A 23,936-nucleotide genomic window follows, 5' to 3' on the forward strand; every position below is an offset into this window, starting at 1 on the left:
ACAACTCCTTTATTTTTTACAGCTATTAAATGATATACAGGCTGTCTGCTTTGGTCTTAACTTGCATCCCTGTTACTAACTCAACGTGAACTTCATCTTTATTCACTTCAGTAATAACTGCGTTTACAAGTGCTTGGCCAAGTTTAACTTTAACTTTGCTATTAACCTTGACCTCAGAGGCAGGTAAAGGTTCAACTTTTCCTGAACGTTTTGCAGGAGCAGCTTTAGCTGGCTTATTACTTACTTTAGCGCCTTTTTCGCCTGATTTAGCGTGGTGGCCAGTATTCTTTTTGTAAGATTTTGTGTCACCGTCTTTACGTGGACGCTGCGGCTTCTTACGCTTCGCCATTTTAGCGCGGCTTTCTTCTAACGCTTTTTGTGCGTGCTCAATGTGCTCTTGTTCAACTTTTTCGTCTTGATTACCATCAAGATCGATACGGAACTCAGACTTTGTCACTGCTTCTAAATAGCGCCAATTTGAGGTGTACTTTCTTAATGCTTGACGTACCTGAGTTTTACTTACCTTCTCAGAACCTTCAATGCGCTCAGCAATATCTTTAAAGATACCGACTTTAAGCGGCTGAATACCGTCTTTTTGTTTAAAACATTGTGGAAATTCTTGATATAAGAAATCCAGTACTTCATTAATATCTTTTAGCTTGTTTGTGGTTTCCATCTTAGAACCTTTTATTACATCTTTTCATCAAGTGATGAATCGACATAGTGTGTTACCCAGTCGGTCAACTCTTCGAAGTCCGCTTCAATAAGCGCTAAATCACCACGAAGGTGTTCCCAAATACCATTTATAATTTCATCAATTGATTCACAGTCAAGGTCATCCGGTAGACGATCCCAAGCCATGTGAATCAGGTCGTTGAGCCTTTCAGCAACAACTTCTTCTTCCCCTTCCCAATCACCAACATCAGCAATTGCAAAGAGGTAATCTTGCACATTTAGCAGATCTTTCATTTTAGATTTGCCTCAAAGCACTTTACCAATGCTTCTAAACCAGCTTGATCATCAGCATCGAATCGCGCAATGCTTGGGCTATCGATATCAAGTACAGCAAATACTTTACCGTCTTTGAAAATCGGCACAACTACTTCTGAGTTAGATGCAGCGTCACAGGCAATATGGCCAGCAAATGCATGCACGTCTTCAATGAGTTGTGTTTGTTGTGTTTGCGCGGCAGTTCCACATACCCCTTTACCTACTGGAATACGGATACATGCAGGATTACCTTGAAACGGCCCTAGCACTAATTCTTCAGGTGAATCCATCAAATAAAAGCCCGCCCAATTTACGTCCTCTAGTGAGGTAAATAACAGCGCACTAATATTTGCCATGTTGGCAATGATATTTGATTCACCAGTGATTAGCGATTCAGTTTGTTTAACTAATGACTGGTAAAAATCTTGCTTTTGCATACCAAACTACTTCTTATTAAACATACAGTAGCTAAAGGTACTCTTTGTAGACGACAAATGAAACCTTTTGAGGGCAAAAAAAAACATTTTGCCCTCAATTTCATTCAGCTTGATTAATTATTCTGCTATTGATGAGAAGATTGTGCTGTAAGGCCCTGTCTTAAACCAAATAAAAACAGCCCTGCTGCAAGGGCAGACATGACAGCATTGACTACAAATGCCATACCTGTTGTAGCACTCAATAAGTAACTAAAGATAGCTCCACCTAGTAAACCCAGTGTCAGCACACCTGAATAATTTACTTTCGCATACTTATACATAAGCAGGTAGCCAGGTACCACAAATGCAGCCATAGTTAAGCCTACAATGTGTGCATTGGCTATTGCACTGACAAGTAAGTTGAAGAAAATACTAAAGCCATTTCCTTCAAGTGAAAACGCATAATAAAGGCCTAAGATACAACCAACGATCACAGGCGATAATAAAGAAAGTCCTACACTCTTTGCTAAACGATGTTTCATAAATTCCCTAATGCCACAAAGATAATACGAGAAGTATTAAGCATGGACTAACTAGGGAAAATGCGAAATATCGACAATAGTCGTAATTTGCTTGGCAAAGGAATAAAACGGCAGAAACAAAAAAGCCGCTGAATAAATTCAGCGGCTTCAATGATGGTGGAGAGATAGGGATTTGAACCCTAGAGGGGCTACAAACCCCTGCCGGTTTTCAAGACCGGTGCATTCGACCACTCTGCCATCTCTCCGAATGCGAAAACCTACCCGCTTACGCAAGTAGTAAAAATAATGGTGGAGAGATAGGGATTTGAACCCTAGAGGGGCTACAAACCCCTGCCGGTTTTCAAGACCGGTGCATTCGACCACTCTGCCATCTCTCCGACGGCGTGCATAATAGATAAGGAAGCCGGGTTTGTGAAGCTTTTTTTTCAAAAAACTGTTTAAGTGATTAAAAAACAACTAAATCGTTCAGCATTAACACAATCAAACTCAAAATATAATCGATTTGAACTTTTCTATTATTTATCTTGTCTATTGATCCACAATAGTTTGCCCAAATATATAACTCTTGATAGGCTTAGTTCAGTTTAATAATTGGAACTAACGAACGTATAAGTTCATTTAAAGGAGCTCTAACAATGGCGTTTAATCAATCGTACAATACTGCTAGACCAGTAATGTCGACTATTGAAACCAATAAAGTTTTGAAGAATACCTATTTCTTACTAGCTATGACACTGGCATTTAGCGCAGTAACAGCAGGTATTTCAATGGCAATGAATCTACCTTATTTTATGGGGTTAGTATTTAGCTTGATTGCATTTGGTGTACTTTTTGTTGTCAACAAAAAGGCAGACAGTGCATCAGGTGTTGCCTGGGTATTCGTTTTCACAGGTTTGATGGGCGCAGGACTTGGTCCAATGCTTAACTACTACGCTGCAATGCCAAATGGCCCTATGCTTATTATGCAAGCCCTAGGTTCGACAGCCTTAATCTTCTTCGGCTTATCAGCTTACGCTCTAACCACTAAAAAAGATTTCTCATTTATGGGTGGTTTTTTAACAGTGGGCTTAATTGTGGTAATTATCGCAAGCTTAGTAAATTTATTTATTGGTAGCTCTATTACCTTTATGGTAATTAACGCTGCCGTTGTATTGATTATGTCTGGTTTAATATTATTTGACACTAGCCGCATTATTAATGGCGGTGAGACAAATTACATCCGCGCAACAGTTGCTTTATATCTGAACGTGTATAATTTATTTACGTCACTTCTACACCTACTTGGTGCAAGTGATGACTAATTAAATAGTTCTGCTAAAATAGCCCCTTTCTAGGGGCTTTTTTATTGGATGCGTTTTGGCACAATTTGTACTTTCTCTTCATACCGCGCCGACCGATCATGACACGACACAACGGCTAATTAAATTTGCGCAAGCTTGTCTTGATTCTGGTCACTCAATTACAGCTATCTTTCTTTATCAAGCAGGTGTTTTCCACGCAAGTAATCATTTAGAACTTGCCAGTGATGAGTTACCAATTAATCGTTTATGGCAAGAATTAAACTCGCAAGATGTTCCTCTGCTTCTTTGTGTTACTGCTGCAGAAAAACGAGGGTTAGATATTGATAACACAGGCGTGTTTACAGTTGCTGGCTTAGCTGAGTTTGCAATGTTAGTAAGTGAAGCTGATAAATGGGTGCAGTTTAAATGAAAAACATTCTTGTGATCAGTCAACACAGTCCATTTGATGATCAACATATTCGTGAATCACTCGACACTACACTGATTTTTGCTGCTATCGAACAAAACATTAGTTGGCTTCTTAGTGGTGAGGCAGTATTAGCTCTGAAAAAAAATCAACAGCCAGAGCAACTTGGCATTAAAAACTATTTTAAAACCATTAAAACCCTTGAGTTATACGATGTTGAAAACATTTATGTCTGTGAAAAGTCGTTAATGGATTTTAACCTTTCAGAAGATAGTCTGATTATCGATGTTAAAGTAGCTAACTTTGAGCAACAGCGAGACTTAATTACAGAGCAGCATCAGGTGGTGACGTTATGAGTACATTGCATATTTTTTCGAAACCCTTATCTCACTATTGCAATAATATGTTGGCTAATCTAATTACTGCACAGGATAAGGTACTACTAGTCAGTGATGCTTGTTATAACAATATGCAATTTAAGCAGTTCTCATCCTGTCTATATTTACTTGAAGAAGATACTACAGCTCGCGATATTTCACTCAATAAAGAGGATATCGTAATAGACTACACACAGTTTGTAGAAATGACTTTAAATGCACAGAACACAATTACTTGGTAAACCATGCTTGAATTTAATAACAAACAAATAGAAACAGACAAACAAGGTTATTTACTTGATTCAAATGATTGGTGTGAAGATCTAGCGCCTATTATTGCTGAACAAGAGAACATTACTTTAAGTGAACAGCACTGGGAAGTTGTGCACTTTGTGCGTGATTTTTATCTTGAATACAACACCAGCCCAGCTATTCGTATGTTGGTCAAAGCTATGGCTCAAAAGCTTGGTGAAGAAAAAGGTAATAGCATGTACTTGTACAAACTTTTCCCTAAAGGTCCTGCTAAGCAAGCAACTAAAATTGCAGGTTTACCTAAACCAGCTAGGTGCATTTAATGGTAAACAAACCTAAAAGTAAACCACGTCGCAGTAGTGGCCGAACATACTCAAGGCCGATACAAAAACGTGAAGTAAAAAAAGCAATTAGCCCAGAGAAACGTAAAGTCGTACTGTTTAACAAACCATTTGATGTGCTTTGCCAGTTTACTGATGATCAAAACCGCAAAACGCTTGCCGACTTTATTACTATTAAAGACGTTTATGCAGCAGGACGCCTAGACAGAGATAGTGAAGGACTGTTGCTACTTACAAACTGCGGTAAATTACAACACACTCTCACTGAACCCAATAAAAAAACAGCAAAAACGTATTGGGTGCAAGTAGAAGGTGATGTTACTGATGAGGCTATCTTTGCGCTTAACAAAGGCGTAGAGCTTAAAGATGGCATGACCAAGCCTGCCAAGGTTAGGCGAATTAATGAACCCGCAATTTGGCCGCGTACCCCGCCCGTTCGCGAACGAAAGAATATTCCAACTAGCTGGTTAGAAATATCCATCACTGAAGGAAGAAACCGCCAAGTTCGCCGTATGACAGCCCATGTTGGTTTCCCTACTTTGCGATTAATTAGATATAGCATTGGTAACTATACTCTTGATGGTTTGGACAGTGGCCAGTTTAAAGTCGTGAACAATCCCGATGCATAAACCTAATGTCACAGTTGCTGCAATCGTCAGGTGTCAAGACAAATATTTACTTGTTAAAGAGCGCGATAAGCACACAGGTGAAATTTGTTATAACCAACCAGCAGGTCATTTAGAAGCCAATGAAACCTTAGCAGAAGCAGCTCATCGCGAACTTGTTGAAGAAACTGGCATTAGCCTTAATGCCAATCACCTTGTTGGCATTTATAATTTGCATGCCGCAAATGGCGTTCACTATATGCGTTTTAGTTTTGCTTTTAATTGCCCTACACTAATAGCACCCTCCCCCCAGGATGATGATATTCTCAGCGCAGATTGGTTTAGTTTTGAACAAATTAAAAACCTACCACTGAGAAGCCCCCTCGTTTTAAAATGCATTGAAGATCATTTAGCTGGTAAAGCCTATCCACTTAGTTTGATTTACCAATAACGGCTGTGATTTTGGCTGGTTTGGGTATATAATATCGGCCTTTCCATAGCAGTTAAAAAATGACAGCGAATATTATGAGCGAAAATAGTCACATTAAAGTCATCGTGGGTATGTCCGGCGGTGTGGATTCTTCTGTATCAGCGTATTTATTAAAGCAACAAGGCTATCAAGTTGAAGGCCTGTTCATGAAAAACTGGGAAGAAGATGATAATGATGAATATTGCGCTGCAGCTGAAGACCTTAAAGACGCACAAGCAGTCTGTGATAAATTAGGTATTGAGCTTCATACTGTAAATTTTGCAGCAGAATACTGGGATAATGTTTTTGAGTACTTCTTAGCAGAGTACAAAGCAGGCCGTACGCCTAACCCAGACATCATGTGTAATAAAGAAATTAAATTCAAAGCATTCTTAGAATTTGCAGCTCAAGCACTCGGCGCTGATTACATCGCTACTGGTCACTATGTGCGCCGTGAAAAACGGGGTGATAAATTTGTTATGTGTCGTGGCCTTGATGACAATAAAGATCAAAGTTATTTCTTATACACTTTAAGCCATGAACATATTGCACAAACGCTTTTCCCTGTAGGTGATATTGCTAAACCTGAAGTTCGCCGTATTGCCGAAGAGCAAGATTTAATAACTCACGATAAAAAGGACAGTACAGGTATTTGTTTTATCGGTGAGCGTAAATTCAAAGATTTCTTACAAAAATTCTTACCGGCACAGCCAGGTAAAATCGAAGATACCGATGGCAATGAAGTTGGTGAGCACGAAGGCTTGATGTATCACACTTTAGGTCAACGTAAAGGCCTCTTAATTGGTGGTATGAAAGAAGGTTCGGGTGAACCTTGGTATGTTGTAGACAAAGACATTGAACGCAATGTACTAGTTGTTGGCCAAGGTAAAGACCACCCTCGCCTATACAGCAATGGCTTAAATGCAAATCAACTACACTGGGTTGACCGTGTCGGCCCTAAAGGTACAACACGCTGCACTGTTAAAACTCGTTATCGCCAAGAAGACATCAGCTGTACATTACTCGTTGGTGAAGATGGCATGGCTCGCGTATTATTTGATGAGCCACAAAAAGCGGTTACACCTGGTCAATCAGCCGTATTCTACGCTGATGAAGTCTGCTTAGGTGGTGGTATTATTGATTCGGTGATTAAGTAATGACAGAGCACCAAGTCATGGCTTTAGCTGCCATGTGCCAAGTTGCCAAACAAGTACAAAAAGTTGCGCAATATGGCCAAGGCAGTGATCACGAATTAGAAAAGTTATTAAGCTGTATTGTCGAAACATCACCTGATACACCTGAAGATGTATATCAGGGTAAACATAATTTACGTGAAGGCTATCGTATTTTGATTGCCCAGCTTTCTGCCGGCGCAGATAAAGACGTCGAAATCGTAAAATACGTAGGTGGCTTAATGCAATTAGAACGTGCCTTGAGCGCAAAACAAAGCAGCTTAAATGAATTAGGTCGTCGCATTGATGACGTTAAACGTCGCCTCGACCATTTTGCTATCACAGATGATACTGTAGTAGCAGCGCTTGCTGATATTTACTCGTCGGTGCTAAGCCCCCTTGGGCATCGTATTCAAGTTTACGGCAAGCCAGAGTTATTAAAACAGCAGCTCACGCAAAACAAAATTCGCGCCTTATTATTGGCCGGAATTCGTAGTGCCGTGTTATGGCGACAAATGGGCGGTAAACGCCGTCACTTTTTCTTTGCAAAAAGAAAAATCCTCGCTATTGCTAAACAATCAATTTAATTATCGTTCAAACTAGACAATTTAGGAGTCATTATGGAGCTTTCAGCGTTAACCGCTATCTCTCCGGTAGATGGTCGCTATGGCAGCAAGACCACGGAACTACGCAGTATTTTCAGCGAATTTGGTTTAATCAAATACCGTGTAACTGTTGAAGTTCGTTGGTTACAAGCTTTGTCTGCAGCTAGCGCAATCACAGAAGTACCGGCATTTAGCGACGAGGCTAATGCTTTACTTAATGCCATTGTTGATAACTTTAGCGAAGCTGACGCAGCACGCGTTAAAGAGATCGAGCGCACAACTAACCATGACGTTAAAGCAGTTGAATACCTACTTAAAGAAAAAGTGGCTGACAACGCAGAGCTTAACGCAGTTAACGAATTCATTCACTTTGCCTGTACTTCAGAAGACATCAATAACTTGTCTCATGGTTTAATGCTAACTGAAGCGCGTGACAAAGTATTACTTCCATACTGTGACCAACTTCTAAATGCATTAAAAGAAAAAGCAGTTGAGTACAAGTCAGTTGCGATGATGACACGTACCCACGGTCAACCAGCTACCCCTTCTACAATGGGTAAAGAGTTTGCAAACGTCTACATGCGCTTAAAGCGTCAACGTGACCAAATTGCTAACGTAGAAATGTTAGGTAAAATCAACGGTGCTGTAGGTAACTACAACGCTCACCTAAGTGCATACCCAGATTACGATTGGCACAGCCACGCTGAGCAGTTCGTAACGAGCCTAGGTTTAACATTCAACCCGTTCACAACACAAATCGAGCCACACGATTACATTGCCGAGTTATTCGATGCAGTTGCACGTTTCAACACTGTATTACTTGATTTTGACCGTGACGTTTGGGGCTACATTGCACTTAACCACTTCAAACAAAAAACAATCGCAGGTGAAATTGGTTCTTCAACAATGCCTCACAAAGTAAACCCGATTGATTTTGAAAACTCTGAAGGTAACTTAGGTATTGCTAACGCTATCTTTACTCACCTTGCACAAAAACTACCGGTATCTCGCTGGCAACGTGACTTAACTGACTCAACAGTGTTACGTAACCTAGGTGTTGGTATGGGCTACACTCTTATCGCTTACCAAGCGACATTAAAAGGTGTAAGCAAGCTTGAAGTAAATGAAGAACGTTTATTACAAGAGCTAGATCAAAACTGGGAATTACTCGCAGAGCCAATCCAAACTGTTATGCGTAAATATGGTATCGAAAAGCCATATGAAAAACTTAAAGACCTTACTCGTGGTAAGCGCGTAAACCAAGAAATCATGGCTGATTTCATCGACGGTCTTGAGTTACCTGAAGAAGCAAAAGTAGAAATGAAAAAATTAACTCCGGCTAATTACATTGGTCGTGCGGTTGAGTTCATCGATAACTTAGCTTAAATTCAAACAAAGACTTGAAAAAGCGAAAGGCCTTCCTTTCGCTTTTTTTATACCAATTCGCTTAGGTCATGTTATGTATCAATTATCCATCAATTCACTTACCCAAGAGCAATTTTTAGCTCAGTATTGGCAAAAAAAACCATTGCTTATCAAACAAGGTTTTAAAGACTTTACTGACCCCATTGAGCCAGAAGAGCTTGCGGGTCTTGCAATGGAAGAAAGTATTGAATCACGAATAGTGACCAATCACTCAAATGACTGGCAAGCACACCATGGTCCGTTTGAAGACTTTAGCTTATTGACTGAAAAGCACGCTACATTACTAGTACAAGCGGTTGACCATTGGCATAACGAAGCTGCTCAATTACTAGAGCCATTTCGCTTTATTCCTAACTGGCGCATCGATGATTTAATGATTAGCTACTCAACACCAGGTGGTGGTGTTGGCCCGCATTTAGACCAATACGATGTGTTTATTATTCAAGGCCAAGGCAAACGCCATTGGCGGGTTGGTATGCCTGATGCTAACCTAAGACAGTTTGCGCAAAATAAAAGCCTGCTACAAGTCGAGCAGTTTCCTGCTGTTATCGACTGTGTTCTAGAGCCTGGTGATATTCTTTATATTCCACCGGGTTGTCCACATGAGGGTTACGCAGTTGAAAACGCATTAAATTACTCTGTTGGCTTTCGAGCACCAAACCAGCGCGATTTATTATCACAGTTTGCAGACCATTTGATAGATACTGAACTTGGCAATCAACGATACAGTGATGCTGAGCTTAAATTACGTGACTCAAAAGGCGAACTTAAGGAATTTGAAGCTGAAAATGTTAAACAGCTGATGATTGCTGCAATAAATGATGATGCAATATTTAAGACTTGGCTTGGTAACAATATGAGTCAGCCAAAACATGAAATGGATTTAGCACCTTTAGAAGAACCTTATACATTAGATAATTTACTTGAGTTACTACGTGATGACGAGGTTGTTTTTGAGCGCTTAGGTGGCACCCGAGCAATCTATCAAGTGATTGGAGATAAAATACTTTTAAGTGTTAATGGCATTAATTACATGCATGATTTACATGAGCTTGAATTAATTAAAAAGCTCACAGATCAAACCTGGCTGACAGCTTCTGATATAAATAGTTCAAAAAATAATCACATTTTCTTGAAAACTTTTACTACACTTTTAAATGAGGGTATTTGGTTTTGTTAGGAGCGTGTGTTTATGGGCTATCAAATAGATGAAGTTGAATGGAATATCGACAAGGAACTTTTACAACAGATCCGAGAGCGGGTATTTGTTTGCGAATTGCATATTCCAAAACACATTGAGTTTGACCATTTAGATAAAACAGCACATCACGTCCTTGTAACAGACGAATGTAAATGCCCAGTTGCTACTGGGCGTTTATGCAATGATGGCCTAATTGGTCGTATTGCTGTTTTGCCTGAACACCGTAACCGTTCGGTTTACAAATCATTATTGAATTACTTAGTAAGTATGGCTGAAAAGCAAGGCTGTGACTGTGTCAGTATTAATTGTATTTTGAATGAGGTAGACAGGTTTAAACAAAATGGCTTTTCAGCAGATGGTTTAGTGTTTATGGAAGCTGGTATTCCAAGGCAGCGAATGCTCTGCCCTATTAAGCAGTTTGATACGCGGCCATTCACTTTAGTACATTAAGGTTTAGGTAAAATAAAAAAGCTGAATAAAATTATTCAGCTTTTTTATTAGTAAGTTTGTAAAGTCAGTTATGCTGGCTCGTTTTGCCACATTTCTTCTTTTTCAAACAACTCATATAAGCCATGAGCACGATTGATTAGCAAATTCGCAAAATCAACTTTGGTTTTGTCTACGGCCCCTGATTGCATTAGCTGATCAGCCTTCAATTGCCACTGCATTGAAAAATAACGTAATACTTCACGTGCATTAGTTGCTGCGCTTGCTTCAGCGTGATCAGTCGGTAAGCGACCCGTGATCACCCAATAGCTTTTACCGTTTTGTGCTTTAAATTTCCAAATTGCCACTAAAGGCGCAATGAAACGACTTTCTTTCTCAACAACAGTTTGCGGGATAACCCCTTTATCTGCTAAATGCTTTTGTGCATTTTGGAAACATTCTCTTTGCCAAATAACACTTTGTTTTTGCGCTTCGGCTTGTTCTTCTGGTGTTAATGGTCTTGCTTGTTTTTGTTCCATGGTGGTTACTCTTTTACAACATTTCTGACACTTTAAGGTTTAAAATGGCGCTGTGCAAGTGTTTACGGGCAATCAAAAGGCATTTTAATTTACTTGAGTATTATTCAGCCAACTCAGAATGAAGAGTTAGGCACAGTTTAAAATTGCAGCTCTTCAATTGTTGATTCTCGACCTAAAATTGTGTTGCGGTGTGGGTAACGACCAAACCTATCAATAATAACTTTGTGCTTTAGTTCAAACTCATAATTACTCATGCCTTTAAACAATTGCTCAGCCTGCTGATGAATGACTTTCGATTCACTGTGCATAAAAAGCATATAAATAAACGCTACTTGTGAGCTATCAAATTATATATCAAAACCTAGTTCGATAGCTCTTTGCGCTAAGCTTAGCGCTTACGGATCTTGGCTAAACGCTTTCGCTGTTTCACGGTCAATACCGCGTGAAAACTGAGCTAACACGATGATTTCAGCTAATAGCCTAGCGCATATATTCACTAATCAGCATGCTCGCCAGCTAACCTGCAAAAGACATTATGAAAACTAACGCTTAATTAATGCATCAACTTCATCAGATTGTTAATACCAACCTTTAGGGCCAAATTCATGAAACCAAAAATCAATAATCTAATGCTTGTCCAAGCTTGAATTTCTTTAGTTACCAAGTACTTTTGCAGGGTCTACCCGGGTTGCTTGCCACGCCGGGTAAAGTGTTGCCAAAATTGCGAGGACAAAGGTGACAATCACGGTGATAACGATATCTTGCCATACTAATTTGCTTGGTAAAAACTCGATAAAATACACACCTTGTAACGGGTTATCACCAAATAAGTTACTTACCCAAGTGAACAGTTCACTAATATTTAATGCTAGCATCACACCGATAATCGTGCCCAAAATCACACCTATTAAGGCTTGTGTAAAACCTTGCATAACAAAGGTCGCTAAAATGGTACTATCTTGTGCGCCCATGGTTTTTAAAATCGCAATATTTGCCTGTTTCTCACGTACTTCCATCACTAGAGACGAAACAATATTGAAACTCGCTACCGCAATTATTAAAAACACCACGATATACACAATGGTACGAACCATTTGAATATCTTGATATAAGCTTCCCTGCGTTCGAAACCAACTAGAGACATAAACATAATCTGGAATAACTTGCCCAACACGCATCGCTGTTTGATGGGCGGCGAACACATCGGCCACTTGTAATCGTAAGCCGGTTACTTGGTTTTCATTAAAGCTCAGCACATTTTGCGCTTTGTCTAGACGAATAAAAGCCGCGGTTTCATCTATTGGACCGCCCATTTTAATAATACCAGCCAGATTCAAGCTCACGCGTTTTGGAGCCAGTAAAGTGTTACTTTGCTGGTTTATCTGTGGGATTAATAAGGTAACTGGATCGCCAATTTTAAGACCTAATCGGTTTACTATTTGTTGTCCTAAAAGCACATCTTCTTGTTGTAACTGGCTAACTAAGCGCCCTTCTGTAAATTGGTTTAATGCCGACACCTGATTTTCAAATTCAGGGCTTACACCGCGCACTTCAACCGCTTTTAACTCACTTTTATATTGCGCCATACCATTAACACTAATAAAGGGTGCAGCACCTGTTACACCGGTTTGAGAGCGAAGTAGCGCAATTTTTGATTGCCAGTTATTGATTGGTTTATTTGGCGCGACATATTCAACCTGTGGTACAACCGATAAAAGCCGATGCACTAATTGCTGCTCAAAGCCATTAATAACTGAAAGAGCAACAATTAAGACGGCTACTCCTAAAAGTATGCCAATCGTCGAAGCTTTAGCTATAAAGCTAACAAAGCCATTTTGTCCGTCTTTTTGTCCGCTATGAGCGCGGAATCGTTTTGAAATAAAGGCACTAAGCAACATGCTGAGACTCTTTAATTGCAAGCTTACCATCATCTAAATAAGCAATTTTGCCGAGTTTATCTGCAAGCTCTAAATCATGAGTTACCACTACAAAACTGGTTTTTAAGCTGGTATTTAACTCTTTAATTAAGTCGTAAATCTTAATAGCGTTTTGTTTATCTAGGTTACCCGTTGGTTCATCGGCAAGCACCAAAGCAGGCTCTGTTACTAATGCACGTGCGATTGCAACCCGCTGCCTCTCACCACCTGATAAAGCCGATGGTTTATGTTCGCTGCGATGAGACAAGCCTACTTTATCTAGCATGTTATGCGCTTTTTCCGTTGCATCGACTGCACTTAAACCTTTAATTAAGAGTGGCATAGCAACATTTTCAATCGCAGTAAATTCCATTAATAGATGATGGAATTGATAAATAAAGCCTAAATTTTCATTCCGGAAACTGGCTTGTTGTTTTCGATTTAATTTAGAAACCTGCTGACCTTTAATTTCAACCTTGCCTGAACTTTCGTTATCCAAGGTGCCTAATATATGCAATAAAGTACTTTTGCCTGAGCCAGAGCTACCTACAACAGCTAACATTTCGCCTTGTTTAAGTGTTAAATCAACCCCTTTTAATACCGCAACCTCGTTATCGCCATCTTGATAAACTTTGTTCAGCTGCTGACAATTGATAACTAAATCACTCATAACGTAATACCTCTGCTGGATTCACTTTTGCAGCTTTTCTGGCAGGATACAAAGTAGCTAAAAAGCTCATCGCAATACTCCCTGCAGCAATTAGACTCAAACTCATAACATCAAATTTAACTGGTAAACTCACACCCGCTAATAAATTGATGCCTAACATATTTAATAATTCATTAATGTTGCTACTTAATAGCACACCAAGTAACGCACCAATGCTGGTACCGATCAGACCGTTATATAAGCCTTGGATCATAAAAACATGCTGCACTTGTAACGGGGTTAAACCCAGTGTTTGTAAAATAGCTACTTCACTTTGCTTCTCACTGACCATCATGGTTAATGCTGAAACTATATTAAACACCGCAACGAGCACGATTAAGCCAAGTAACATCGACATAATACGCTTTTCCATCGCCACAGCAGCAAATAGTGTCCCTTGGCTAGCTCGCCAATCAGCCACTGTGTAATCATTTAAAATAGCTGACTGAGATTGCAAAACTTGCTCAACAGCAAATGGTTCATAAAGCGAAACACTTAAGTTTGGTGCCGCTGATTTTGCCAGCTTTAAAACCCGGCCTAACGAATAACCACTAGTAAATGCCAATGACATATCGATTTCTGATTGCGTTTCATAAAGAGCGCCAACGGTAAACAAGCGCTGGCTAGGTACTCGACCTAGGGGGGTATATGAACTCGCATTAGGCATAATCACCCGTACTTTATCCCCGAGCGAAATGCCTAATTTTCGGCTCAAATAGCGGCTAATAGCAATATGGTAGTTGCTATCCATTACTTGTGACCAATTACCGGCAACAATTTTATCCTTTACGTTATAGAGGGAGCTTCCTTCATCATAGAGCCCTTGTAACAATACGCCGTGCAAATCTTGGTTAGTTTGTAAAATAGCTTCACCATGACGATAAAGGTTAACTTGTTTAATATCTTGAGAGTTTTCTAGTTGCTGCTTTAACTGCAGCATGGTTTCTTTCGAGTTATCATCAGCAGATACTTCGATATGGGGAATTAATCCAAGCATGTTGGTTTTCAGGTTATTTTCAAAGCCATTCATTACTGAACTGACTGTAAACAAGGCCATTAAGCCAATAGCAATGCCCGCAATAGAGAAAAATGAAATAAATGAGATAAAGGCATTACCCTTTGAGGAGCGACTATATCTCAGCCCTATAAAAAGGCTAACAGGTTGAAACATAATAAGTTATGGATATTCCAAGGGCTAAATATGCGCTCATGTTAGCACAGATTTAGCTAGCATGGGATGCGCGAAATTGTAAAAAATAATTATAAATCTGATACTTGAACAGTAGCAACCAAATGGTCTAGTAATGCTTTTACATTGGTTGCTATAAACTGCCTAGGTGGATAAACACCCCATACACCTTCAGGTGCGGGTGCAACATTTGAAAGTACAGCGGTCAACTTGCCACTGGCTAGGTGTTCATTAACATAGTAATCCGGTAGTTGCACGATACCCAACCCTTTCATAGCAGCGTCAACCAATGCCCAACCGCTGTTACATGCTAACCGCCCAGCCACTTTTATATGCTTATCTTGGCCTTGCTCTTTTACCCGCCAGTAACTGTTATTTCCAATCAGGCAATTATGCTGATGTAATTCACTAACACTATGTGGTTGGCCAAATTTATTTATATATTCAGGGCTACAGCAAATAACAAGCCTGCGCTGACTAATACGCCGTGCTTTCAAGGATGAATCCTTTAAATGACCGAGCCGAATTGCTAGGTCATACCCATCTTCTAATAGATTGACTTGTTCATTACTTAAATGGCTGATCACTTCAATATCTGGGTGTTTTTGCATAAACGAATGTACTGCAGGCATGATAAAACTTTCACCGTACATCACTGGGGCTGTTAGCTTTATACTGCCTTTTGGTGTCAGTTGCTGCTCAGCAAGCAGTGCCGTGGCATCATCCATGGCATGCTGTAATTGCTTTGTTTGATGCGCAAACACCTGCCCCTCTTGCGTTAGCACCACTTTACGGGTCGTACGGGTTAGCAATTGTGTGTTTAATCGCTCTTCTAATTGACTCACATATCGGCTTACATGGGCCACCGACATACCCAGAAGTTTACTTGCTTTGGTAAAACTGCCCGTTTCTGCTACCGCTAAAAATTCATCAATTCCGTGCCAACGATTCATTATTACCATACTGTAAAAGTGTTTTAATAAAACGAAGATTATCATTCATTGAGAAATAAATAAAATAGACTAGGTTTAATACTTACTTCCAACAACTATAAGGGAACGTTATGACTGATTTTATTAAATCAAAAGCGGCTATCGCTTGGGGTCCAAATCAACCACTATCAATTGAAGAAGTGGATGTAATGATGCCTAAAAAAGGCGAAGTGCTTGTAAAGATTGTTGCTACAGGTGTTTGTCACACAGATGCATTTACTTTATCTGGTGAAGATCCTGAAGGTATTTTCCCAGCAATCCTTGGCCATGAAGGCGGCGGTATTGTTGAAGCTGTAGGCGAAGGCGTCACACATGTTGAAGTAGGCGATCATGTTATTCCTCTTTATACTGCTGAATGTGGCGAGTGTAAGATGTGTAAATCTGGTAAAACAAATTTATGCTCTGCGGTACGTGAAACGCAAGGCAAAGGTTTAATGCCAGATGGCACGACGCGTTTCTATAAAGATGGTCAACCAATTTATCACTACATGGGTTGCTCTACTTTCTCTGAGTACACTGTATTACCTGAGATTTCACTAGCTAAAGTAAGCAAAGAAGCCCCGCTTGAAGAAATTTGTTTACTTGGTTGTGGTGTAACAACTGGTATGGGCGCTGTAACTAAAACTGCAAAAGTTCAAAAAGGCGATACTGTTGCTATTTTTGGTCTAGGCGGCATTGGTTTATCGGCGATTATCGGTGCGAAAATGGCTGGCGCAGGCCGTATTATTGGTGTTGATATCAACACAAGTAAGTTTGATCTTGCTACTAAATTAGGCGCAACTGATTTAATCAATCCAAATGACTACGACAAACCAATTCAAGAAGTCATCGTTGAAATGACTGACGGTGGTGTTGATTTCTCATTTGAATGTATCGGTAACGTTAATGTAATGCGCTCTGCCCTTGAGTGTTGCCACAAAGGTTGGGGTGAATCAGTGATTATTGGTGTTGCAGGTGCAGGCCAAGAGATCTCGACACGCCCATTCCAACTGGTAACAGGTCGAGTATGGCGCGGTAGTGCGTTTGGTGGTGTTAAAGGTCGCTCTGAACTACCAGAGATTGTTGAGCGCTATATGAATGGTGAGTTTGCGTTAAATGATTTCATCACACACACCATGAAACTTGAAGATATCAATGAAGCTTTCGACTTAATGCACGAAGGTAAGAGCATCCGCTCAGTTATTCATTATTAATCTTTTAATTTGGCGTTAGGATAATGCCTAGCGCCTTTGTTTCAAGGATTTGGTTATGCTAGAAAACATAAGCTCAACAAAAGTCAGCGGTGGCTGGCATAAACAATATACCCACCAAGCTACCAGTACACATTGTGCTATGCGCTTTGCGATATTTTTACCACCCGGTGCCAGCGAAACGAATAAAGTGCCAGTGATGTACTGGTTGTCAGGTTTAACCTGTACCGATGAAAACTTTATGCAAAAAGCCGGGGCATTTAAAAAAGCGGCTGAACTGGGTATTGCGATTGTCGCTCCAGATACTAGCCCGCGTGGTGATAATGTTCCTGACGATGAAAACTACGATTTTGGTCAAGGTGCAGGCTTTTATGTAAATGCTACTCAAGCACCTTACAATGTCCATTACAACATGTACGACTATGTTGTGTCTGAATTACCTGCACTTATCGAAGCACACTTCCCTGTGACGACTAAAAAAGCCATTGCTGGTCATTCTATGGGTGGTCACGGCGCATTGATGATTGCACTCAAAAACCCGAAACAATACGTCAGCGCCAGTGCTTTTAGCCCGATTGTTAACCCGATTAATTGCCCTTGGGGTGAAAAAGCGTTTAGCAATTACCTAGGTAATGATAAAGCAAGTTGGCTTGAATACGACAGTTGTGAGTTAATGAAAAAAGCCGTCGCTGATGATTATTTACCGATTCGCATTGATCAAGGTGAGGCCGATAACTTCTTAACTGAGCAACTCAAAACGGAGAACATATTTGCTGTCGTGAATAAGAAAGATTATCCAGCCGAAATTAACATGCACGCAGGTTATGATCATAGTTACTTCTTTATCAGTAGCTTTATTGACGAACACCTAATGTTTCATCAAAAGTATCTGTGATTAATATCTAATTTTTAGTGTGAGGGCTTAGCTTCCTCACACTCTTTAATACTTCGTGTGATTTGCCTGCAAACTAACTTTGGTTGTTCCTCTTTTGGTTCGAGTAAACCTATTACAGCGCTATCAATTTCAAAGCCTAACTTTGCAAATGAAAAGCCCTCAGAGTCCGTTACTGTGCTGTTAGTTTGATTTGCATTTGTGGTTGCAAGGTTTGTTGGTTGTGAGTTTTTTGCATAGCCATCTACTATTGACCCCGCCACTGTACACCCCACTAATTGGTAGCTAACAAAGCAAATAACAAGTTTTGAGAAGTTAATCTTCATTATTAAAACTATCCATTAATGTAGGTCTTTTTTTCGGCTCAGCTTGAACCTCAACACATTCATTTACTGCGCGACTTATTTGACGACATTTAAGCTCAACATCTTTACCTTTGCTACCATTCTCTAGACCTTCAATAATCGCCTTGTCGATTTCGTAACCTAGCATTGTCATGGTCATGCCATAGTTAACTCGGTCATTATCTTTTTTATCTGCATAGGCGCTTGCAGGCTGTGCTTGGCTAGAGGCCCCGCCAATACCATCTGCCACTAGGCCAACTGCTGTACAGCCGCTAAGTAAACTAAAAGGTAGCATCACATACAAAAATTTAAGCATCGGTCCTCCAATACACTTAAGCTTATTTTATAAGCATAATGACAAATGCATAATTTAACTGTAAAAAACTGTAAATTAATCACAAATATCGCGAATAAACTCTTTTAGAAACCCAACTAACTGCAATAGGAATATTAATAAGAAAGGTAAAGCGCCTAAAATTGCAACGCTTCGATTTAATGGCTCATCTTGTAAAAGTAAAAGAGCCAAGCTGCATAAGAATAATGCCAAACACCAAGTGTAAAGGGTCACTCGATTGCTAGGATCAGCTCCTACAAGTTCCCTTATGACTAAAATTGCAGAGTCAGCTGATGTTGCAACAAATATCAATAGTAATAACAAACTAGCCCAAATAAACACGGTTCCTTGCCAACCTAATTGATTAAAAAAGACAAATAATCCTTGGCTGTAATCTTGTTTTATCGCTACTAAAATACCCGCTTGATTGAGTCTATCCCATTCAATTGCTGCCCCAGAAAAGGTCGCAAACCAAATAATAGTCACTAAAGTAGGAATACACACAACCGCAAAAATAAATTGCCAAACCTTACGCCCCTGACTTATTTTGGCTAAAAAAACACCAACAAATGGACCCCAGGCTAACCACCAAAAGTAATAGTTATATGTCCAATGAGTGGCCCAATCCGGCGCTTTTAATTGGCTATCAAATTGCCAAGTTCCAGTTACTAGTAGCTGTAAATAATAGCCAGTTCCATCTAGAGCAATTTTTATAATTGGCTCAATCGGCACCACTGTTAATAACCAGACCAACAAACTGAATGCCAAAATCACATTGAAAATGCTTAGTGATTGTACGCCGCGACGTAAACCAAACTTTACTGATAGCGAATATATAACTGTTAATAAACAAACGATTAATGAGCCAACTAATAAAGTAGAAGTAACTCCCAACTCTATCTCAACCCCTTTACTTATCAACAGAGTTGAATTTGCTATAGTGCCAACTACACCAAAAAATATCGCGAGAACAGCAATTAATTTTACAATAAAAGAGACTGTAAATTTTGTTGATTTATCAAACCTGTTACCTACTGCAGTAAGAACAGGCGAACAAATATCACCAGACTTACCACTATATTGAGTTAACCCACCAAGCACTAAAGCAAATACCGCATAAAGTGCCCAAGCATGAGCCCCCCAATTAACTAATGTTAGCGCCAAGCTACTGGCTAATCTATCTGGATATAAGCTTTGTTTAAGGGGCGGGTCAAGCGAATGTAAAGCAGGCTCCGCAACTCCCCAAAAAACTAGGCCAGAGCCCATTCCCGCAGCAAATAACATAGCAAACCAGCCAAAGTTAGAATACTCAACAACAGCATCTTGCCCACCTACTTTACGGCTGCCTAATGGACTAATAGCTAAAATTATGATGGCGAACAATAAAAAATTCACCATTAAGAAAAAACTACTCCCAATCCAATCTAAAACCGTTTGTACAAAAGGCTGTACTTGTTCAGTGATAAAACTAGGCAAAATTACAGCAATGAGCGCACCTAACATACACAATGCGAGAGCAGTTTTTTCAAGAGATGAGGTTGTATGTTTCAAACTGAAGCCTATTTATTTAGCGTGTTTAGCATACTGTCTGTATGCTGAAATTTCAAACAGCCAAAAGACTGAAAAAATGACACAGTAGTGCGTAAAAATCGCAAATTATATCAAGCTCTACTTTTAAAAACCCGGCTACATGTCCCTAGTTTCCTCATTTTAATTAATTTGCTGATCGGGTATTGAAATTGCAACACTCGGCTATTAACAAAAAGGAATTGATTATGGACTTTAATCTTGATTGGCATGAGATCCTCGATAACCTAATGCACCTGGGGATTGCCTACTTACTTGCCCTACCCATGGCATTTGATCGAGAAAAAACGAGTAATGGCGCAGGTCTTCGTACTTTTCCATTAGTTGCTGTTGCATCTTGTGGCTATGCATTAGTTGGAATGTCTGTTTTAACTAGCTCAGAGGCTGAGTCAAAAGTACTCGAAGGGATTATCACGGGTATTGGTTTTATTGGCGGTGGCGCCATTTTGAAGAACAAAAACTCTACTTATGGAACAGCCACAGCAGCCAGTATTTGGAACATGGGACTTATTGGCATTGCTGTGGCATTTAGTCGTTACGAAATCGCCTTTCTAATGGCATTAATTAACTTCGTAACGCTAAGATATGTAAAGCGTTTAAAGTAAACAATTAACTGGCGTCATATTTTGAATTAACAATAGCATAACCAGTTTGTTTTACTTTAATCTCAGCAGAATTTGTAGATTTAACTAATAAACCGCAGCGTCGGCTTTGTTCATCAAGCACATAACTCACTGAATCATTTGCTTCAAGGTCTATTACTTGATCAGCACAACGGATCTGTAATTTAGATACATCACGTGCGCCCTCTATCTTGATAGAACCACGAGATAACGACAAATATGAAAGCTTATCCTTTGAGACATTAATTTGTGAATTGATCTGCGGAGTACGAGCTAATAAGTCATCAATTTGCTTAATTGTGGCAAGTTTGTTTTCTTCTGAAAACTCTTTTCCTTCAATATTATCTAGCGCATCAATGGCGTTGTAAGCAAGATTGAAGTCACCCTTGAAGCTGTACCATTGTAAAGCGCTTTTAGCGACTAAATACTGTATATCTGTTGGCAACTTATTTCGTAGTAAATAGGCAATAGACAGCTGCTCATCAAAGCCAAACCATTGTTGTTGATGGTAAAAAAATTGGCTTTTTAGCCATGCAAATAACGCCTGTTCAGAGGTGTTTTTAGTGTGATCTTTATATAGCTTGGCTAGTGCTTGCTCAACTTTTTTAAATTCCTTTGCTTGCAGCATTTTATTGATTTCATCGTACTCATTGATAAAACCACGGCTAGCCTTATCATTTGAGTAGCCATTAAAATACTTACCTACTTCAAAAGAAAACAGATAACCACCTTCAACTGTTTCACCTTTTTTAGTCGCGGGTGCAAATTCTAAGTTCGTTAAATATTTCTCTGCGTTTTCTTCACTACCACGAGTATCAGATGCCATAATCACTTCGATATCTTTAGCTTTACCTTGTTTGTCCACTACATAAGACATTAAAGCCCAGCCCTCTAAACGAGAGCCATTATAACTACCTGGATAACGCGGATTTGTATTTTTTACGATATAGGCGGAAGTTGCTGCTTGAACATCAACACCTAAATCATTGACGTCTCTTGCTAAAGCCTGTGTTGGTAATGCGATAAGTGAACAAAGTACAGCGAGTTTAGTAAATTTAATCATGAGTAATTGCTCCAATTCCCTTTGATAGGAACATTTATAGCACTAAAAAAGGCGCTTTAAAAGCGCCTTGCTGTCAAGAATGTGCTTAAACAAGTCTTGATCTTAAAACATGTCCGAATAAGGGTTTGATTTTGATAATAAAACCTTTTTATCAAAACCTGGGATTGTCATTGAGTCTTGGCAAATTTTGATGTCATTTTCATCAATTAAGCCGTCACCAAAGCGATAAATAAGCTCATAATGACCTAAATCAGCCTGTTGTTGGTAATCAGCTTGAGCTTGAGCTACTTGAGTATGACGATCCTGATATTCCGCCATAACCACATCACCATGACGCTTTGCTAGCATTTGCAATGTAATTGCTGGAGATAAAACAGTCGCCGTTGCGTTGTTACCACCAAACCCTTTTGAATTTATAAATGCAATGTCCATTGCATCACATTGATAATGTTCTGTGCGAATATCTAAATGCTCGCTATAAACGTCATCAGCCACTTTATCGATTGTAGTAATCCCTGGCATAATGTTATGACTAAACACGCCTAATGCCATGGCTAATTGATCACCACTGGCTGGAGCAATAGTATGCCCAACATACGCTTTAGGAGCTGCAATCTTCCAATTATCAATAGCAAATGTCTGTGCTACCTTATGGTAAATTAATGATTCTGTTACGCGGTTTTGAGGCGTGCTTGAGCCGTGAGCCAATATAAAGCTACGTTTTTGTACCGCTTCTTGACCAACAATACCACTAGCTAGTGCAACAGATTTTGCCATTGTAATATAGTTACCAGGGCCCGGTGCTGTGATTGATTTTTTAATTCCATCAGCATTTACGAACACATCCGCAACGCTACCTAACACATCAGCACCTAACTCTAATGCCAATGCATCATCCATTAAGATAGCAACCTGTGCACCTTCACCAATTGTAAAGCCACAGTTTTCACCAAATGGACGGCTTGTACGGCGATGATCAACGACTTCTGAATTATCAAGGCGCTTTAGGCCCTCTTCATTTGCAAGTGCGCTCATATTACCAAAGCCTTCAACAATTTCTGGCGTAATAGCACACTCTACTGATGCCACAATCGCTACTCGCGTGCGACCTGCTTGAATATCGTTTACAGCAGCACGTAGGTTATATAAAAACGTGGCACACGCGCCTGATGTGGTAAAGGTCGTACCCACGTTACCTGTTACATAAGCATTGATAAAGTCGGTCGACATGGTGTTTAAGCCAAGTGCAAGCTGTTTTGTACTAACGCGATCACCTTGTTGACGCGCACGAATCAAACCACCAAAACCTTCATCATCAACTTGGCCAGCAACAGAGGCTGAGTAAGTACCAATTTGATCAGGCTCAACACTGTTCATTACCTGCTGCCACGGCAGACCAGTCGAACGAATTGCATCAGTTGCAGCAAAGATAGTTGCTTGCAGACCTCTAGGCTGGTAGCGGCTGTTATACATAGCTGAAGGTTCGAAACCTGTCGGAAGTTGACCCGCCGCTTTAATTGGATTATCGCGGGTACTGTCATGTTTAATAGCAAGATCAGCACTAATAGTTACTTTTACTTTTTTATCGCTCAACTCCTCAATGTGCCAGCTACTAGGTACAGGGGTTGGTAAATCACGGCGACGCGTTTCAAAAACTATTTGTTGTTCATCTGACGCTGTTAACGTCATTTTTTGCTGCCACGGAGTCGCATCAACATCGAAGTGATTTTTTTCAATTTTGCGAATAAGTGTGCCAGCTAAAATTTGTTCACCGAACTTAGCTTCGATATCTTTTTCAGCAACTGTATTGCCTTGAGCATCTTTAAGTACACCTTCAGTAAGGGTGACTAAGTTCATTAAAGTCGCTAAGCCTAAAAATGTCTCCTGACGGGCTTTAGCGTCCAAGCTGTCTAACACGATACGACGATAACCTTGATGAAAAGAAGTGCGGCCAGCGGCATTAATACCACCCATACCAACAATAACGGGTAATGCTGTCATAAAAAACCTTGAGAAAACGTGTTATGAGA

The 23,936-nt window shown here is 39.9% G+C and carries 29 protein-coding genes, 2 tRNA genes and 1 pseudogene; 15 read left to right on the forward strand and 17 right to left on the reverse strand.

The genetic code is table 11. The features are described 5' to 3' along the window. Positions 1-25: 25 nt before the first annotated feature. The 6 genes from proQ to J3455_RS08925 form a co-directional block, all read right to left on the reverse strand. Positions 26-676, reverse strand: a complete 651-nt coding sequence (proQ, locus tag J3455_RS08900) for an RNA chaperone ProQ (protein WP_130051392.1) — start codon at positions 674-676, stop codon at positions 26-28. Between the two features lie 14 nt (positions 677-690). Then, positions 691-969: a hypothetical protein gene (locus tag J3455_RS08905; protein ID WP_063705577.1), complete on the reverse strand. Its 279-nt coding sequence runs from the start codon at positions 967-969 to the stop codon at positions 691-693. Next, positions 966-1,427: a free L-methionine (R)-S-oxide reductase MsrC gene (gene msrC, locus J3455_RS08910; protein WP_167657592.1), complete on the reverse strand. Its 462-nt coding sequence runs from the start codon at positions 1,425-1,427 to the stop codon at positions 966-968. The genes J3455_RS08905 and msrC overlap by 4 nt, the downstream gene beginning before the upstream one ends. 125 nt (positions 1,428-1,552) lie before the next feature. Continuing rightward, positions 1,553-1,948, reverse strand: coding sequence for a hypothetical protein (locus J3455_RS08915; RefSeq protein ID WP_130051390.1), 396 nt, complete (start codon positions 1,946-1,948; stop codon positions 1,553-1,555). A 154-nt stretch (positions 1,949-2,102) separates the two neighbouring features. Next, positions 2,103-2,193 (reverse strand) — tRNA-Ser (locus J3455_RS08920). A 41-nt stretch (positions 2,194-2,234) separates the two neighbouring features. Then, positions 2,235-2,325, reverse strand: a tRNA-Ser gene (locus tag J3455_RS08925). A gap of 258 nt (positions 2,326-2,583) precedes the next feature. On the opposite strand from J3455_RS08925, the gene J3455_RS08930 reads away from it, so the two are divergent. From J3455_RS08930 to J3455_RS08985, 12 genes are all read left to right on the forward strand, one after another. Further along, a complete protein-coding gene (locus J3455_RS08930; RefSeq protein WP_062564480.1) occupies positions 2,584-3,249 on the forward strand; it encodes a Bax inhibitor-1/YccA family protein in 666 nt (221 codons plus the stop codon). Between the two features lie 55 nt (positions 3,250-3,304). Continuing rightward, positions 3,305-3,658 carry a sulfurtransferase complex subunit TusD gene (gene tusD / locus J3455_RS08935; protein ID WP_167657866.1) on the forward strand — a complete coding sequence of 118 codons (354 nt, stop codon included), beginning with the start codon at positions 3,305-3,307 and terminating at the stop codon, positions 3,656-3,658. Further along, complete coding sequence (gene tusC / locus J3455_RS08940) at positions 3,655-4,011, forward strand: sulfurtransferase complex subunit TusC (RefSeq protein ID WP_167657865.1); 357 nt, start codon at positions 3,655-3,657, stop codon at positions 4,009-4,011. The genes tusD and tusC overlap by 4 nt, the downstream gene beginning before the upstream one ends. Beyond that, the gene (gene tusB, locus J3455_RS08945) at positions 4,008-4,274 is read left to right on the forward strand and encodes a sulfurtransferase complex subunit TusB (RefSeq protein WP_130051387.1); all 267 of its coding nucleotides are present in this window, start codon (positions 4,008-4,010) and stop codon (positions 4,272-4,274) included. Before tusC ends, tusB begins: the two co-directional genes overlap by 4 nt. A gap of 3 nt (positions 4,275-4,277) precedes the next feature. Next, positions 4,278-4,607, forward strand: coding sequence for a TusE/DsrC/DsvC family sulfur relay protein (locus J3455_RS08950; RefSeq protein ID WP_130051386.1), 330 nt, complete (start codon positions 4,278-4,280; stop codon positions 4,605-4,607). Beyond that, entirely contained in the window at positions 4,607-5,254 is a 648-nt protein-coding gene (locus J3455_RS08955) for an rRNA large subunit pseudouridine synthase E (RefSeq protein WP_130051385.1), read from the forward strand. The genes J3455_RS08950 and J3455_RS08955 overlap by 1 nt, the downstream gene beginning before the upstream one ends. Continuing rightward, entirely contained in the window at positions 5,247-5,681 is a 435-nt protein-coding gene (locus tag J3455_RS08960) for an NUDIX hydrolase (protein WP_167657864.1), read from the forward strand. Before J3455_RS08955 ends, J3455_RS08960 begins: the two co-directional genes overlap by 8 nt. Before the next feature lie 74 nt (positions 5,682-5,755). Next, on the forward strand, positions 5,756-6,856 hold the full coding sequence (gene mnmA, locus J3455_RS08965) for a tRNA 2-thiouridine(34) synthase MnmA (RefSeq protein WP_130052284.1): 1,101 nt from the start codon (positions 5,756-5,758) through the stop codon (positions 6,854-6,856). Next, positions 6,856-7,458 carry a high frequency lysogenization protein HflD gene (gene hflD, locus J3455_RS08970; RefSeq protein WP_130051383.1) on the forward strand — a complete coding sequence of 201 codons (603 nt, stop codon included), beginning with the start codon at positions 6,856-6,858 and terminating at the stop codon, positions 7,456-7,458. Before mnmA ends, hflD begins: the two co-directional genes overlap by 1 nt. Before the next feature lie 33 nt (positions 7,459-7,491). Beyond that, positions 7,492-8,862, forward strand: coding sequence for an adenylosuccinate lyase (purB, locus tag J3455_RS08975; RefSeq protein WP_130051382.1), 1,371 nt, complete (start codon positions 7,492-7,494; stop codon positions 8,860-8,862). A 73-nt stretch (positions 8,863-8,935) separates the two neighbouring features. Further along, the gene (locus tag J3455_RS08980) at positions 8,936-10,081 is read left to right on the forward strand and encodes a JmjC domain-containing protein (protein ID WP_239977418.1); all 1,146 of its coding nucleotides are present in this window, start codon (positions 8,936-8,938) and stop codon (positions 10,079-10,081) included. A gap of 12 nt (positions 10,082-10,093) precedes the next feature. After that, positions 10,094-10,552, forward strand: a complete 459-nt coding sequence (locus tag J3455_RS08985) for a GNAT family N-acetyltransferase (protein ID WP_130051380.1) — start codon at positions 10,094-10,096, stop codon at positions 10,550-10,552. A gap of 68 nt (positions 10,553-10,620) precedes the next feature. Here the strand turns inward: J3455_RS08985 and J3455_RS08990 are convergent, their stop codons facing one another. From J3455_RS08990 to J3455_RS09015, 6 genes and pseudogenes are all read right to left on the reverse strand, one after another. Then, a complete protein-coding gene (locus tag J3455_RS08990) occupies positions 10,621-11,067 on the reverse strand; it encodes a DUF4826 family protein (RefSeq protein ID WP_349561566.1) in 447 nt (148 codons plus the stop codon). 137 nt (positions 11,068-11,204) lie between these two features. After that, positions 11,205-11,693, reverse strand: a pseudogene (locus tag J3455_RS19830) (DUF924 family protein). A gap of 27 nt (positions 11,694-11,720) precedes the next feature. Next, positions 11,721-12,965 carry a lipoprotein-releasing ABC transporter permease subunit gene (locus tag J3455_RS09000; RefSeq protein ID WP_130051378.1) on the reverse strand — a complete coding sequence of 415 codons (1,245 nt, stop codon included), beginning with the start codon at positions 12,963-12,965 and terminating at the stop codon, positions 11,721-11,723. Beyond that, positions 12,955-13,653 carry a lipoprotein-releasing ABC transporter ATP-binding protein LolD gene (gene lolD / locus J3455_RS09005; protein WP_130051377.1) on the reverse strand — a complete coding sequence of 233 codons (699 nt, stop codon included), beginning with the start codon at positions 13,651-13,653 and terminating at the stop codon, positions 12,955-12,957. The genes J3455_RS09000 and lolD overlap by 11 nt, the downstream gene beginning before the upstream one ends. Then, positions 13,646-14,863 carry a lipoprotein-releasing ABC transporter permease subunit gene (locus J3455_RS09010; protein ID WP_130051376.1) on the reverse strand — a complete coding sequence of 406 codons (1,218 nt, stop codon included), beginning with the start codon at positions 14,861-14,863 and terminating at the stop codon, positions 13,646-13,648. The genes lolD and J3455_RS09010 overlap by 8 nt, the downstream gene beginning before the upstream one ends. An 89-nt stretch (positions 14,864-14,952) precedes the next feature. Then, positions 14,953-15,834: a LysR family transcriptional regulator gene (locus J3455_RS09015; RefSeq protein ID WP_130051375.1), complete on the reverse strand. Its 882-nt coding sequence runs from the start codon at positions 15,832-15,834 to the stop codon at positions 14,953-14,955. A gap of 110 nt (positions 15,835-15,944) precedes the next feature. Here J3455_RS09015 and J3455_RS09020 point away from each other — a divergent pair, with 110 nt between their 5' ends. Further along, positions 15,945-17,066, forward strand: coding sequence for an S-(hydroxymethyl)glutathione dehydrogenase/class III alcohol dehydrogenase (locus J3455_RS09020; RefSeq protein ID WP_130051374.1), 1,122 nt, complete (start codon positions 15,945-15,947; stop codon positions 17,064-17,066). A gap of 55 nt (positions 17,067-17,121) precedes the next feature. Further along, positions 17,122-17,958 (forward strand): S-formylglutathione hydrolase, encoded by an 837-nt coding sequence (gene fghA, locus J3455_RS09025; protein ID WP_294086935.1) that lies wholly within the window; start codon positions 17,122-17,124, stop codon positions 17,956-17,958. A 14-nt stretch (positions 17,959-17,972) separates the two neighbouring features. On the opposite strand, the gene J3455_RS09030 is transcribed toward fghA, so the two are convergent. From J3455_RS09030 to J3455_RS09040, 3 genes are all read right to left on the reverse strand, one after another. Beyond that, on the reverse strand, positions 17,973-18,218 hold the full coding sequence (locus J3455_RS09030) for a hypothetical protein (protein WP_130051372.1): 246 nt from the start codon (positions 18,216-18,218) through the stop codon (positions 17,973-17,975). A 52-nt stretch (positions 18,219-18,270) separates the two neighbouring features. Then, positions 18,271-18,615 (reverse strand): hypothetical protein, encoded by a 345-nt coding sequence (locus tag J3455_RS09035; RefSeq protein WP_130051371.1) that lies wholly within the window; start codon positions 18,613-18,615, stop codon positions 18,271-18,273. Between the two features lie 75 nt (positions 18,616-18,690). Then, positions 18,691-20,184 (reverse strand): BCCT family transporter, encoded by a 1,494-nt coding sequence (locus J3455_RS09040; RefSeq protein ID WP_239977421.1) that lies wholly within the window; start codon positions 20,182-20,184, stop codon positions 18,691-18,693. Between the two features lie 224 nt (positions 20,185-20,408). Here J3455_RS09040 and J3455_RS09045 point away from each other — a divergent pair, with 224 nt between their 5' ends. Then, positions 20,409-20,825 (forward strand): MgtC/SapB family protein, encoded by a 417-nt coding sequence (locus J3455_RS09045; RefSeq protein ID WP_130051369.1) that lies wholly within the window; start codon positions 20,409-20,411, stop codon positions 20,823-20,825. 4 nt (positions 20,826-20,829) lie between these two features. Here J3455_RS09045 and J3455_RS09050 read toward each other — a convergent pair whose 3' ends face one another. Together J3455_RS09050 and J3455_RS09055 are read right to left on the reverse strand one after the other, a co-directional pair. Then, the gene (locus J3455_RS09050) at positions 20,830-21,906 is read right to left on the reverse strand and encodes an energy transducer TonB (RefSeq protein WP_349561569.1); all 1,077 of its coding nucleotides are present in this window, start codon (positions 21,904-21,906) and stop codon (positions 20,830-20,832) included. A 102-nt stretch (positions 21,907-22,008) separates the two neighbouring features. Next, positions 22,009-23,907, reverse strand: a complete 1,899-nt coding sequence (locus J3455_RS09055) for a beta-ketoacyl synthase (protein WP_167657860.1) — start codon at positions 23,905-23,907, stop codon at positions 22,009-22,011. Positions 23,908-23,936: the final 29 nt, after the last annotated feature.

It is taken from the genome of Pseudoalteromonas sp. NFXS39, from assembly GCF_040148775.1.
GTDB lineage: Bacteria > Pseudomonadota > Gammaproteobacteria > Enterobacterales > Alteromonadaceae > Pseudoalteromonas > Pseudoalteromonas apostichopi.

Bases quoted from the DNA above. Each gene is read 5' to 3' on its own strand.
- proQ (WP_130051392.1), bottom strand. From the start codon at position 676: ATGGAAACCACAAACAAGCTAAAAGATATTAATGAAGTACTGGATTTC.
- J3455_RS08905 (WP_063705577.1), bottom strand. From the start codon at position 969: ATGAAAGATCTGCTAAATGTGCAAGATTACCTCTTTGCAATTGCTGAT.
- msrC (WP_167657592.1), bottom strand. From the start codon at position 1,427: ATGCAAAAGCAAGATTTTTACCAGTCATTAGTTAAACAAACTGAATCG.
- J3455_RS08915 (WP_130051390.1), bottom strand. From the start codon at position 1,948: ATGAAACATCGTTTAGCAAAGAGTGTAGGACTTTCTTTATTATCGCCT.
- J3455_RS08930 (WP_062564480.1), top strand. From the start codon at position 2,584: ATGGCGTTTAATCAATCGTACAATACTGCTAGACCAGTAATGTCGACT.
- tusC (WP_167657865.1), top strand. From the start codon at position 3,655: ATGAAAAACATTCTTGTGATCAGTCAACACAGTCCATTTGATGATCAA.
- tusB (WP_130051387.1), top strand. From the start codon at position 4,008: ATGAGTACATTGCATATTTTTTCGAAACCCTTATCTCACTATTGCAAT.
- J3455_RS08950 (WP_130051386.1), top strand. From the start codon at position 4,278: ATGCTTGAATTTAATAACAAACAAATAGAAACAGACAAACAAGGTTAT.
- J3455_RS08955 (WP_130051385.1), top strand. From the start codon at position 4,607: ATGGTAAACAAACCTAAAAGTAAACCACGTCGCAGTAGTGGCCGAACA.
- J3455_RS08960 (WP_167657864.1), top strand. From the start codon at position 5,247: ATGCATAAACCTAATGTCACAGTTGCTGCAATCGTCAGGTGTCAAGAC.
- mnmA (WP_130052284.1), top strand. From the start codon at position 5,756: ATGAGCGAAAATAGTCACATTAAAGTCATCGTGGGTATGTCCGGCGGT.
- hflD (WP_130051383.1), top strand. From the start codon at position 6,856: ATGACAGAGCACCAAGTCATGGCTTTAGCTGCCATGTGCCAAGTTGCC.
- purB (WP_130051382.1), top strand. From the start codon at position 7,492: ATGGAGCTTTCAGCGTTAACCGCTATCTCTCCGGTAGATGGTCGCTAT.
- J3455_RS08980 (WP_239977418.1), top strand. From the start codon at position 8,936: ATGTATCAATTATCCATCAATTCACTTACCCAAGAGCAATTTTTAGCT.
- J3455_RS08985 (WP_130051380.1), top strand. From the start codon at position 10,094: ATGGGCTATCAAATAGATGAAGTTGAATGGAATATCGACAAGGAACTT.
- J3455_RS08990 (WP_349561566.1), bottom strand. From the start codon at position 11,067: ATGGAACAAAAACAAGCAAGACCATTAACACCAGAAGAACAAGCCGAA.
- J3455_RS09000 (WP_130051378.1), bottom strand. From the start codon at position 12,965: ATGTTGCTTAGTGCCTTTATTTCAAAACGATTCCGCGCTCATAGCGGA.
- lolD (WP_130051377.1), bottom strand. From the start codon at position 13,653: ATGAGTGATTTAGTTATCAATTGTCAGCAGCTGAACAAAGTTTATCAA.
- J3455_RS09010 (WP_130051376.1), bottom strand. From the start codon at position 14,863: ATGTTTCAACCTGTTAGCCTTTTTATAGGGCTGAGATATAGTCGCTCC.
- J3455_RS09015 (WP_130051375.1), bottom strand. From the start codon at position 15,834: ATGAATCGTTGGCACGGAATTGATGAATTTTTAGCGGTAGCAGAAACG.
- J3455_RS09020 (WP_130051374.1), top strand. From the start codon at position 15,945: ATGACTGATTTTATTAAATCAAAAGCGGCTATCGCTTGGGGTCCAAAT.
- fghA (WP_294086935.1), top strand. From the start codon at position 17,122: ATGCTAGAAAACATAAGCTCAACAAAAGTCAGCGGTGGCTGGCATAAA.
- J3455_RS09035 (WP_130051371.1), bottom strand. From the start codon at position 18,615: ATGCTTAAATTTTTGTATGTGATGCTACCTTTTAGTTTACTTAGCGGC.
- J3455_RS09045 (WP_130051369.1), top strand. From the start codon at position 20,409: ATGGACTTTAATCTTGATTGGCATGAGATCCTCGATAACCTAATGCAC.
- J3455_RS09050 (WP_349561569.1), bottom strand. From the start codon at position 21,906: ATGATTAAATTTACTAAACTCGCTGTACTTTGTTCACTTATCGCATTA.
- J3455_RS09055 (WP_167657860.1), bottom strand. From the start codon at position 23,907: ATGACAGCATTACCCGTTATTGTTGGTATGGGTGGTATTAATGCCGCT.